We start from the raw sequence: 11,397 nt of genomic DNA, 5'->3' as shown, positions 1-11,397 counted from the left end.
GCCATGGAACAGGCCAAGCCGGCTGCACCGACCGCGACGGAGTTCTTCCCGGAGGACATCGAGCAGTGGGCCAGCATCACCGGCCGCGGCACGGTCGGCGCAACGCTGGCCGCGAAGAACGCGGCCGGCGACACGATCGCCGACATGGTCATCGTGAACGCCGACGGGTCCTACAACCTGCCGATCGACCCGAACAAGGTCGGTGACGGCGTGCAGACGCTCACGGTCACGCAGACCCTGAACGGTGCACCCTCGGACGGCATCCGGGTCGACATGGACTACGGCTACAACACGCCCACGTTCACGAGCCCGGGCGAGAGCGCGGTCGTCGCGAACCGGAACCTGACGTTCACGGGGACCGGCAACACCGGTGGGCGCCTGCAGATCAACGGCGTCGACCTCAGCAACGACGAATCGGCGCGGATCGGTGAGACCACCGTCGCGAACAACACCTGGACGATCACGAACAACCAGATCACCCTGCCGACCGGCTCCTACCAGCTCTGGGCGAACCAGCGCACCAAGGGCGGCAAGATCAGCTTCACGGGTCTGAACATCCAGACCGTGCAGGCAGCTCCGGCTGCTCCGACGGCGGTCGCCTTCTTCGGGCCGACCCTCGACGCCTGGGGAGGGATCTCCGGCACCGGCGAGGTCGGCGCGGAGATCATCGTCGTCGACGCGGACCACAAGGAGATCGCCCGCACGACGATCACCGACACCCGAGGCACCTACAACGTCGGGATCGACCCGTCGAAGGTCGGCTGGGGCGAGCAGCGCTTCACCGTGACCCAGACGGTCAGCGGAGTCCCGTCGAAGGGCATCGTCGTCAGCCTGGACTACGGCCAGCAGACCGCTCCGACGATCACCTCGCCGACGTTCGGTCAGCAGATCGACGGCTCCGGTGAGCTCACGTTCACCGGCACCGGCTCGAACGGATCGAAGATCGTCCTCACCGGGACCGACTTCACCAACGACGCGGCGTTCGGCGACACCACGGTCGAGGACGGCCGCTGGAGCATCACCTCCGACCTCGACCTCCCCGCCGGCAACTACCAGTTCTGGGCCAGCGAGCGGGGCAAGGGCGGGAAGTACTCCCTGACCGCAGTCGACGTGAACATCACCGACTGACGTCCTCCACAGGAGCGGGGCACCTCCGGGTGTCCCGCTTTTGTATTTCACATGCTAGAATAATGAACACCACAATCGGAAGGACCTCCTCGTGAAGACCCGCAACGCCCTCGCCCTCCTCTCCGTCGCCGCACTCTCGACCGCCCTCCTCGCGGGCTGCACCGCCGGCGACGAGACCAAACCGGTCAAGACCCCCTCGGCCTCGTCGTCGGCGAAGGCCGAGAAGACGCCGAACCCGACGTCGGAGATCACCGGGCCGCCGATCGAGAAGGCAGACGTACCCTGCACGGACGGCACGGCGACGATCGCCGACGTGAACAACAAGTCCGTCACCATCGGCGACTGCACCACCGTGATCGTCGAGTCGAGCAACACCGTGATCCACCTGGGCGCCGTGAAGAGCCTCACGGTGAAGGGCGCCATCAACGGCATCGACGTGAAGTCGGTCTCCACCGTCACGATCACCGGCGACGGCAACCGCGTCTCGACGGACTCGAAGCCGAAGGTCAAGGACTCCGGCAAGAGCAACACCGTCGGTCGCTGACCCGACGAACATGCGCACCCGACGCACCACCGCGGCCGACTGGGGCACCTCGACGGTGCTCGGGTCGGCCGCGGCCCGTGGAGCCCTCGTCTCCGCATCGACCACCTGGCTCCGGTTCGCGCTCCAACTCGCGACGATGGTGGTGGTCGCCCGCATCGTCGGACCGGCACAGTACGGCGCAGCCGCGACGGCGCTCGTCGCAGTCACGGCCGCGGAGCTCGTCCGGTCCGGCGGCATCACCTGGCTCATCGGCCGCCTCCCCGACCTGTCAGCAGCCTCGACCGCGGCGCTCCACTGGTTGAGCGTCGGCATCGGCGCTGCGGTCGGCGCTGTCCTGCTCGTGGTCGGCGCCATCGTCCCGCCTGCGCAGCTCCCCGCTGGTCCCTTCACGTTCCCCCTGCTCGCGCTCGTGTTCGTCGCCGCGGGGATCGGCGCCGTGCCCACGGCACTGCTCGGGCGCAACCTGGCGTTCCGACCGATCGGTGCCGGCGAGGTCGGAGCCGCGGTGGTGTCCTGCGTCGTCTCGGTGACTGCCGCGGCCATCGGCGCTGGATCCGGCGCGTTGCTCCTGCAGGCAGGGACGTACGCCCTCGTCCTCGTCGTCGTGATCGTCAGCGTCACGCCGTGGCGCCCTGGACGACCTGCTCCGCTCCGGTCGCTCCGTGCTGAGCTCGGCTTCGCCGCGAACGCCACCGTCTCGCAAGGTCTGGAGTGGGTCGTCCGGAGCTTCGACCGGCTCATCGTCGCCGCACTCTTCGGAACCGCCGCGGCTGGCTTCTACGTTCAGGCGGCGCAGCTCGTCACGCTGCCCACGGAGCAGGTCAACGGACCGCTCCGGCGGGTCGCCGTGCCGGCGCTCGGCAGACTCGTCGGGACGCCCGCGTTCGGGCGGGCGTTCCGGACCGTGCTGGCGTTGTCCTGCGCGGTCCTCTGGCCGCTCCTGGCGGTCCTCGCCGTGCTCGCGCGGCCCCTGGTGTCGACGGTGTTCGGCGCCGAGTGGCTGCCCACCGTCCCGGTGTTCACCGCGATGGTCCCGATGGGGCTGGCGTCCGTCGTGAGCGGCGTGACGACGTTCGTCGCCCTGGCGGCGGGACTCGCCGGACGCCAGACGGTCTGGGAGTGTGCCGTATCTCGTCCGCTCACGCTCGTGGGGTTCTTCGTGGGCAGCCTCTGGGGCGTCACCGGAGTGGCTCTCGGCGCATCAGCTGCGACCGTCGCACTCGTCGTCCCGGGCTTCCTCGTGATCGGTTCGAGGGCGGCTCTCACGCTCCGAGACCTCGTCGTGCCGCTCGTCGAGCCGGCGATCGGGACGGTGGTCTGCGCGATGTCCGCGATCGCGGTCACCGCCTTCGTCGAGGGCCCGCCCATCCTGCTGCTGTTCCTCGGCGGCGGCGTTGCAGTCATCGTCTGGATCGCCGTGTTCCTGGCACTCCCCGGCACTCGACGCGTCGGTCGTCAGGTGCTCGGTGCGGTGCGCCGACGTCCGGGTCCCGCACCGAACGACGTACCGGCGACGTCGGCAGCGTGAACACGAAGACCTCCGATCGACTCGTCGATCGGAGGTCTTCGTGCGTGTCCGTGGCAGCTGTTCACCTCCGCGCGTCGAGCAGGATCGATTCGAGACGGTGCACGATGCCGTCGAGTGTGAATCCGGCCGCACGACGGCGCCCGGCGTCTCCCAGCGAGTGTCGGAAGGCCGGGTCGAGCACCGTCCGACGCATGGCCGCGATGAGCGCGTCGATGCTGCCCGGTCGCACGAGGAGCCCGTCGACCTCGTCCGTGACGATCTCGGCGGGACCACCGGCCGAGCTCGCGATCACCGGACGCCCGGCGGCCATCGCCTCGACGACGACCTGCCCGAACCCTTCCTCGACGACGCTCGCGTGGACGGCGACGTCGCATCGCGCGAACTCCGCGGCGACGTCGTCCACCTGGCCGACGAAGTCGACCCGTTCGGCGATCTCGAGCTCGTGGACGAGCTCCCGGAGCCGAGCCTCGTGAGCATCGTCACGGTCGAAGAGCGCGCTCCCGACGAGCCGCAGTCGCGCACCGGGGAGCGTGTACTCCTGCACGATCGACGCGAAGGCCTTGATGACGAGGTCCTGCCCCTTCGATGGCGACAGTCGGCCGACGACGGTGAAGACCGGACCGTCCGGCGGCGCCGGGACCGTGTCGGGGATCGTCACCGGACAGCCCACCACGTGCACCGTGCGCCCGCCCAGCCGTGCCGAGTCCGCAGTGACCCGTGAGTTCGCGACGGCGCTGGTCGACAGCACACGGAGTGCTCCTCGCAGGAGTGCCGTGTTGCGCGGCCCGGCATCGCCGGACCCGAGGACGGCGTGGAGGTGCGCGACGACCGGCAGACCGACGAGACGGCCGGCGACACCGCCGTACAGGTGTGCCTTCGCAGAGTGCGTCGTCACGACGGAGACCTGTCGACGACGGAGGAGCGCGGCCAGCCGCGTCGCGACGCCGAGGACGGCGGAGCCCTTCCGCACGAGCGCAGCCGGTCCGGAGCTGGTCCGTCCCGTGTGCGCCCGGACCGAGGCGCCGAGGGGGACGACGGCGACGTCGACCCCCTTCGCGGCGAGAGCGCCCTCGAGTGGTCCGCGCTCCCCGAGGACCACCAGCGGCCGGATTCGTTCCGCAGCAGCCGTGACACGCAGGACGAAGAGCTCCGCACCCGACAGCTGCGCGGAGTGCGTGATGAACGCGACGACGGGGAGCCCGGTCACGAGTGCATCCACGAACGCACTTCGCGCCGGAAGCGTTCCGATGCGAAACCGTCTGCCGCGGATCGGCAGTCTTCGGGATCGAGCAGGACCGCTCGGTCGACCGCTTCCCTGAGCTCATCGCGGTCGGTGCTCGACAGGTGGACACCGGTCAGCGCGCCGACCGTGTCCCGAGCGCCGCCGTGGACCGAAGCGATCACAGGCGTCCCGAGCGCCATCGCCTCGACGGGGACGATGCCGAAGTCCTCGACGCCGGGGAAGGCGAACACGGCGGCGCGTTCCAGCAGGTGTGCGAGCATCGCGTCCGAGGGGGCGATCACGAAGGTGACGTCGACGGAGGCCAGATCGGCCACCGCTCGGAGGCGTGGCTCGTCGGGCCCGCATCCGGCGAGCACGACAGGGCGGCCGGCAGCAGCACCGGCCGCGATGACGGTCTCGAGCTCCTTGTAGGGAACGAACCGGGACGCACCGAGCACGAAACCGTCCGGCAGACCATCGAGCACCGATCGCTCACTGCCGCTGAGCAACTCAGGCGACGAGACCGCTCGGCGGACCCGGGTGACGTCGACCGGCGGGTGGATCACGGTCGACTCCACTCCCCAGGTCCGTCGCACCCGCTCCTGCACGAAGGCGCTGTTCACGGCGACGTTGCGGAGTCGCTGCGCGCGCCGACGATCGAGCCGTCGCAACGGCGGAGCCGCCACACGCACCGGGAGCGACCGCCCGCGGTGGTCGAGCTCCGGCGTCCACAGGTAGCGAGCCGGGGTGTGCACGTAGGTGAACTGTCGCTCCGGAGCGACGCCGGGGACGACGACATGGTGTGCGAAGAGGTGCGAACTGACCAGGGCCCAGTCGTGCTCACCGAGGGATCTCGCCGCCCGGGACCACACTGCGGGCATGATCGGGAGGGCGGCCGCTTTGTGACGGCGCAGAGCCGTGGCGGCGAGCAGGCTCTCGTGCACCCGGTCGCCGTACCGACCGGGGTCGTCGTTCCACAGTGCGAGCACATCGGCGTCCGGGTACATCCCGGCGAACTCGTCGAGCACCCGCTCCGCTCCGCCGATCCGCTCGATCCACTCGTGGACGAGCAAGCCGTGGCCGGTCATCGAACAGCTCCGGCCATCGACGAGTCGAACCGGACGAGCAACGCGACGAGCTCGTCCACGGCGCGGTCGATGCACGACGCCATGACGGCGAACTCCGTCGGGCCGCCGAGGACGGGGTCCGTGACGTCGTCGTCCGCTGACGTCGAGCCGGAGCCGGATGCGCGCTGGCGGCCGAGGAGCTCGTGTAGCGTGTCCCCGGCGCGGACCGTGTCGGCGTTCCAGGCGTCGAGGACGGGCGCTGCGAGCCGCTGCACCTCCAGCAGCGTGAACGTCCGCCTGAGCGCCGACGGCACGAGGTCGAGCACGGCACCACGCTGCGTCCGCTCCATCGTCAGGACGAGGTCCTGCTCACGCACGATGGACGCCGTGAGCTGCCGAGCGATGTGCCCGTCGAGCGAGCTCGGGGTCCTCAGGTGCGCACCGAGGAGTTCGTGCGCGGCTGCCCCCGCGACCGCTCGGGTACCCGAACTCGAGACGACCGTCGGACGGGCGCCGGCGAGCGTCTCCCAGCGTTCCGCGAAGGCGGCGGCCGCGTACGGCGATCGGCAGATGTTCCCTTCGCAGACGAACAGGATGCGCCGCGCGGTCACCGCGAACCACCATTCGCCCGCTCGCGTCGTGCACGACGGGGGCTCTCGCTGGTCGGTGCAGTGGGCGCGTAGCCGTAGTAGTCCGCGGGCCGCCGCAACCGGCGCACGCGGTTGGCGACGATGCCGAGGACGCGCGCACCGACGGATTCGAGCGTCTCGAGCGCGCGGGCGACGTCGCCTTGCAGCGCCCGACCGTCCACCGACGTGACGAAGAGCACCCCGGTCGCGTGGGCGGCGAGGACGGTGGGGTCGGTGACCGGCAGGACCGGCGGAGCGTCGATCACGACGGCGTCGTACTGCTGCTGCACCGTCTCGAGGAGCATCTCCATCTGACGCGAACCGAGCAGCTCCGCCGGGTTCGGGGGCACTCGTCCCGCAGCGAGGACGTGGAGGCCGTGTGCACCCACCGTCTGCACGGCGTCCTCGAGCTCGACCTGGTGCGTGAGCACCGTCGAGAGGCCGACGCGGCTCTCGATGTCGAGGTACACGCTCGTCGCCGGGCGTCGCATGTCCGCATCCACCAGGAGCACCCGCTGGTCGTTCTGGGCGAGCATCAGCGCGAGGTTCACCGCGGTCGAGGACTTGCCCTCACCGGGGACGGCACTCGTGACGACGACCGTCTGCGTGCCGCCGTCGAGGTTGGTGAACGTCAGGTGCGTGCGCAGCTGTCGGAAGGCTTCGGCACGGCCGGAGTAGACGTTCCCCGTGTCCACCAACGGCTTCGCCGCCGCCTCGTCGTCGAACGGGATCTCGGCGAGGACCGACGAGGCCGTCACCGAACGGATCGTGTCGACGGACCGGACCTTCCGGTCGGCTGTGTCACGGAGGAGCGCGACGCCGATACCGAGCCCGAGCCCGGCGAGGAGCCCGATGGTGAGGTTGACCGGGATCCGTGGCGAGACCGGGACGCTGGGCACGATCGCGTCCTGGTAGACGCTGACCTGGACCAGGGCCGTGCCGTCCGTGTCGGTCCGTTCGATGCTGCCGATGACCTTCGTCAGCTCACGGGCGACCCCGTCGGCGAGCGCTGCTGCCCGCTCCGGATCGGACTGGGTCGCGGCGATCGTGAGGATCACCGTGTCACCGGAGGGCGACGCCTGCACGGCTGCGCGCAACTCGTCGAGCGTCGCGTGCACCCCGGCGGTCTCTGCGGCTGCTTCGAGGACGCGAGGGGACGTCGCGAGTTTCGCGTAGGAGGCGACGCGGGCCGCCGAGAACGCGCTCCCCTGACTGAGGTCGGACGCCGAGGCGCTCCCGCTCACCGACACGAAGAGCGAGGCCTCGGCGCGGAAGAGGGGCGTCTGCAGAAGCGAGAGCACGAGCGCCCCGCCGACGCCGAGCACGGTCAGCGTGGCGATCCACCAGCGCCGACGGCGGACGACGGCGAGGAACTGCGTGAGCGTCATGGGGACTCCCGATCGGTTGAGACAAACTAATATATAGCGTACCATGCAATGCATATCAGCTGAAAGGAAAACATGACCGTCCTCGGAGTGGCTCTCCTGTTGCTGGGCGCGGTGGCCCTGCTCCGTCGCGATCCGCGATGCATCGCCGTCGCACTCGGCGCTGGCGCCGGGCTTCCCGCGACCGCGGGGGTCTCCCTCGGCGGCATCAGCGTCAACCTGTTCGTCCTCGCGTGCGTGTTCGCGGCTGTTGGCTGGGCGACGACCCGGACGCGAACCGTCACCTCGGCGGCGGTGACGTTCCTGGTGGCGTTCGCGGTGTGGAGCACCGCTGCGACACTCCTCGGCCCCTGGGCGTTCCACGGCGTCCCGGTCCTCCTGCCGGAGAACGGGATCGACGAGCAGGTGAAGGCGCCGTCCGCGCTCGCCGTCACCGTCAGCAACCTCGCGCAGCCCGCGTTCCTGTGGGCATCGATGCTCGCGGTGCTCTTCCTCGTGCGGACCGGAACGGCGCGCACTGCCCTCTGGACCGCTGCCTGGACGGGTGTCGGGGGCAGCCTCGTCCGCGGGCTCCTCAAGGCGGTCGGGGCCGACGTCACCGGTCCCGTCCTGGACACGCTCGACATCGACTACAGCGCCCCTGGCGACCCTCGCCTGCGCGGTGTGTTCGCCGAGCCGAGCGAACTCGCGACGTTCTCACTCGGGGTCGCGGTCCTCGCTGTGGTCACCGTCGCCACGACGACAGGTCGCCGGCGCGCCTGGGCAGCGGTGCTCGCGGTCCTCGCCATCGCGGCAATCCTCGCGTCGGCGTCCGGCACGGCGGTCGCCGCGAGCGGGATCGTCCTGGCCGGGCTCCTGGCGGTCGTGCTCCTCCGGTACGTGGCGTCGCAAGGGCGCGGGACGCCGTGGATCGTGCTGAGCGTCATCGTCGTCGCGATCGCCGCACTGGCCGCGGGCGAGCGCCTGCTCGGCCCCGTCCTCGGGATCGTCGACGACAAGATCGGCAGTCAGTCCTACGACTCCAGGACGGCAGCCGATGCGCTCGGCATCCGGGTCCTCTGGGACACCTGGGGTCTCGGCGCGGGCCTCGGGAGCAACCGTTCCTCGTCCTTCGCGGTGACGCTGCTGAGTACCGTGGGCATCCCGGGCGTCCTCCTGTTCGTGTGCGCGATCGGCGCGGTCACCGTCGGCGCCGTCCGTCACCGACGGCTGATCGCCCCGATGGCCGGTCTGCTGGCGCTCCTCGTCGCGAAGTCGATCGCGGCACCCGACCTCTCGACCCCGCTGCTCTGGCTCCTGGTCGCCGCCACACTGCCGGTGGTCCGCACGGAAGCGGCCCGTCACGCCACGTCCACGACGGGCTCGACCGACGTCGAACCGAGACCCGCGACGACGCACGGAAGCGTCCTTCCCCGTCGTACTCCACCGGTGATCCGTCCGAGCGGCCGACGGCACGCTGCCCGGTAGTGTCGACCTCGTGCGATGGAGTCGAGTGAACTGGCCCGCGGTCGGCTACGTGTCGCTCGAGGACTTCGAGGGCGCCACCGAGCACCTGATCCGCCTGCTCGAGGACGCCCCACCACCCGTCGCAGCGCTCGCCACCGTGCGCTGGGTCGACGCCCGGATCGCATCCCTCACCGTCGAGGTGCCCGGCCGACACGGTGGCAGGACGTCTGCCCCCGACGAGGACACCGAGACGTCCGCCGCGGACATTCCCGGGCACGGCACCCCGGACCCGGTGACCGTGCACGCCGAGGTCGTCGTCCGCAACGACGAGGTGCTCGACACTGCGGACGGCCTCTGGCGGCGCTGGAACCACGCCCTGGTCACCCTCCGCCTCGACGACGCCGTGATCGACCCGCCGACCGTCGATCCCGCCGACCTGCTCGCCGGCGACGCGCACATCGCCCGCGGCGAGCTCGAACACGTGGGCGGCCTCGACGCGTGGGAGCTCCGCTTGCTCGTCTCCCCCGTCGGCGAGGTCTCGATCCGCTTCACGGACGCCCGGGTGTCGGTGCGCAGCGTCCCGGAGTCCGTCTACACGGCGCTGGACCAGCGACCGGCGCGCGGTTGGCACGGCCCCGTGCCGGACGGTTGGGTCGAGTACGCCACCGAGGTCGTGCGTGCCGCTTCGTACGGCGACCTGGGCGGGCTGCACCTGGCTGACGACGCGAGCGACGTCGACGACGTCGACCCGCGCTGGGGCTTCGCCCCGCTGCACGCCGCCGCCTGGTTCGACCGGCCCGAGATGCTCGAGGAGCTCCTGCGCCGCGGTGCGTCACTGCAGCTCACCGACACCGAGGGGCGGACGCCGCTGACGCTGGCGATCGACCGCGACGCTCGGCGGGCAGTCGAGGTGCTGACCGGCGCGGGCGCCGACCTGGAGGCACGGGACGCCGACGGCAACACCCCGATCGTCCGCGCTGCGTGGGGTGGCCACGCCGCGATCGTGCGTTCGCTCGCCGGCGCGGGTGCGGACACCAGGGCGTTCGGCTCACGGGGCGCGTCCCTGCTGATCGCCGCGGTCGACTCCGGTGACCTGGACACGGTGCGGTCCGTGCTCGCCCTCGACGTCGACGTGAACGCCGAGGACGACGAGGGCTCGACCGCCACCGCTCGCGCAGAACTGCTCCGCGACCGTGCGGTCGCGGAGCAGTTGGCGCACTACTACTCGGGGAGCTGATCGAGCGGGCGGACTACTCCGCCGTCTCGAGGGCGTTCGCCTGCGCGACCGTGCCGTACCAGCGGGCCGAACCCTTCGGCGTGCGCTCGAACGTCTCGGCGTCCCACGAGACCAGGCCGAAGGTCGGACGGAAGCCGGACGCCCACTCGTAGTTGTCCAGGAGCGACCAGTGCTGGTAACCGAGGACCTCGATGCCGTCGTCGATGCAGCGGTGGATGCCCTCGAGGGCGCCCTGCGTGTACGCGATGCGACGGGAGTCGTCGGCGGTGGCGATGCCGTTCTCGGTGATCATCAGCGGGACACCGCCGGACAGCTCCCACGCGCTGCGCAGCCCGTCGGCCGAGGCCTCGGGGTAGAACTCCCAGCCGGTGAGGGTCGTCTCGACGTCGTCCGCCACGGGCAAGGGGCCGGAAGCGCCGATGAAGGTCCGGGTGTACGCCTGCACGCCGAGGAAGTCGTCGCCGGCAGCGTTCTCGAGGTACCAGTCGTCGCGCGGGTACCCGTACTCGCGGAGCATCGCGTCCGCGCCAGGCTCACCGTTTGACTTGAACGCCTGCGTCGCGACGGTCCAGCCGCTCTGGATGCCCCCCACCTGGGAGAGCACCTCCCGCGAACGCTTGTGGGACTCGAGCAGGGCGTCGGCCACGCCCAGGTCCGGGTTCGGCAGGCCGTACGCCACCAGGTTCGACGCGTCCTCGCCGCCGGCCAGCATCGCCGCGATGTTCGGCTCGTTGATCGTGCAGACGTACCGGACACCGTCGGACACCACGGGCAGCGCGGCTTCGGTGTAGCGGGCGAACAGGTCGGCCGCGTCGGGTGCGCGCCAGAAGCCGTCGCGTTCGAACCAGCGCGGCACCGTGAAGTGCATGAGGGTGACGATCGGCTCGATGCCGAACTCGTGGCACGTCTCGACCATGCGCCGGTAGTGGTCGACCTCGGCGCGGCTGACGAACCCGCGCTCGGGCTCGATGCGCGCCCACTCGATGCTGAACCGGTACGAGTTCAGGCCGAGCTCGGCGGCGATCCGGATGTCCTCGCGGTAGCGGTGGTAGCTGTCCGCGGCGTCGCCGGACGGCTCGACGATGGTGGTGTCGGGCTCGTGCTCGTGCACCCACCAGTTCGAGTTGACGTTGTTGCCCTCGATCTGGTGCGCAGCGGTGGCGGCGCCCCAGAGGAAGCCGTCGGGGAAGTTCAGCGTGGTGATGATGGGT

Annotated in this window: 10 protein-coding genes; 5 read left to right on the top strand and 5 right to left on the bottom strand. The window is 70.7% G+C overall.

Features of this window, described 5'->3' with window-relative positions; all coding sequences use genetic code 11:
• The 3 genes from OGL88_RS11890 to OGL88_RS11880 all read left to right on the top strand — a co-directional run.
• Positions 1-1,128 (top strand): Ig-like domain-containing protein (locus OGL88_RS11890; protein ID WP_263091500.1); only part of this gene is annotated, 1,128 nt, incomplete at its 5' end.
• A 91-nt stretch (positions 1,129-1,219) separates the two neighbouring features.
• A complete protein-coding gene (locus OGL88_RS18060; RefSeq protein ID WP_263054991.1) occupies positions 1,220-1,672 on the top strand; it encodes a DUF3060 domain-containing protein in 453 nt (150 codons plus the stop codon).
• Between the two features lie 10 nt (positions 1,673-1,682).
• On the top strand, positions 1,683-3,200 hold the full coding sequence (locus OGL88_RS11880; protein WP_263054990.1) for an oligosaccharide flippase family protein: 1,518 nt from the start codon (positions 1,683-1,685) through the stop codon (positions 3,198-3,200).
• Between the two features lie 61 nt (positions 3,201-3,261).
• Here the strand turns inward: OGL88_RS11880 and OGL88_RS11875 are convergent, their stop codons facing one another.
• From OGL88_RS11875 to OGL88_RS11860, 4 genes are read right to left on the bottom strand one after another with little or no spacing between them, the layout of a single operon-like run.
• Positions 3,262-4,407 carry a glycosyltransferase gene (locus OGL88_RS11875; protein ID WP_263091499.1) on the bottom strand — a complete coding sequence of 382 codons (1,146 nt, stop codon included), beginning with the start codon at positions 4,405-4,407 and terminating at the stop codon, positions 3,262-3,264.
• Complete coding sequence (locus OGL88_RS11870) at positions 4,404-5,510, bottom strand: glycosyltransferase (protein WP_263054988.1); 1,107 nt, start codon at positions 5,508-5,510, stop codon at positions 4,404-4,406. The genes OGL88_RS11875 and OGL88_RS11870 overlap by 4 nt, the downstream gene beginning before the upstream one ends.
• Complete coding sequence (locus OGL88_RS11865) at positions 5,507-6,100, bottom strand: arsenate reductase/protein-tyrosine-phosphatase family protein (protein ID WP_263054987.1); 594 nt, start codon at positions 6,098-6,100, stop codon at positions 5,507-5,509. The genes OGL88_RS11870 and OGL88_RS11865 overlap by 4 nt, the downstream gene beginning before the upstream one ends.
• A complete protein-coding gene (locus OGL88_RS11860; protein WP_263054986.1) occupies positions 6,097-7,506 on the bottom strand; it encodes a polysaccharide biosynthesis tyrosine autokinase in 1,410 nt (469 codons plus the stop codon). Before OGL88_RS11860 ends, OGL88_RS11865 begins: the two co-directional genes overlap by 4 nt.
• Positions 7,507-7,593: 87 nt before the next feature.
• Here OGL88_RS11860 and OGL88_RS11855 point away from each other — a divergent pair, with 87 nt between their 5' ends.
• A complete protein-coding gene (locus tag OGL88_RS11855; protein WP_263091498.1) occupies positions 7,594-8,970 on the top strand; it encodes a hypothetical protein in 1,377 nt (458 codons plus the stop codon).
• Between the two features lie 10 nt (positions 8,971-8,980).
• Complete coding sequence (locus tag OGL88_RS18055; RefSeq protein ID WP_263091497.1) at positions 8,981-10,186, top strand: ankyrin repeat domain-containing protein; 1,206 nt, start codon at positions 8,981-8,983, stop codon at positions 10,184-10,186.
• A gap of 13 nt (positions 10,187-10,199) precedes the next feature.
• Here OGL88_RS18055 and OGL88_RS11845 read toward each other — a convergent pair whose 3' ends face one another.
• On the bottom strand, positions 10,200-11,393 hold the full coding sequence (locus OGL88_RS11845) for a glycoside hydrolase family 1 protein (protein ID WP_374114440.1): 1,194 nt from the start codon (positions 11,391-11,393) through the stop codon (positions 10,200-10,202).
• Between the last annotated feature and the right edge of the window lie 4 nt (positions 11,394-11,397).

This window comes from Curtobacterium sp. RIT-PI-V (assembly GCF_025642935.1).
Taxonomy (GTDB): Bacteria; Actinomycetota; Actinomycetes; order Actinomycetales; family Microbacteriaceae; genus Curtobacterium.
Note: the sequence above shows the minus strand (reverse complement) of the source record. Positions and strands in the feature narration are given on the sequence as shown.

Excerpts from the sequence above, each read along its gene's own strand:
- OGL88_RS11860 (WP_263054986.1), bottom strand. The coding sequence starts at position 7,506 with ATGACGCTCACGCAGTTCCTCGCCGTCGTCCGCCGTCGGCGCTGGTGG.
- OGL88_RS11870 (WP_263054988.1), bottom strand. The coding sequence starts at position 5,510 with ATGACCGGCCACGGCTTGCTCGTCCACGAGTGGATCGAGCGGATCGGC.
- OGL88_RS11880 (WP_263054990.1), top strand. The coding sequence starts at position 1,683 with ATGCGCACCCGACGCACCACCGCGGCCGACTGGGGCACCTCGACGGTG.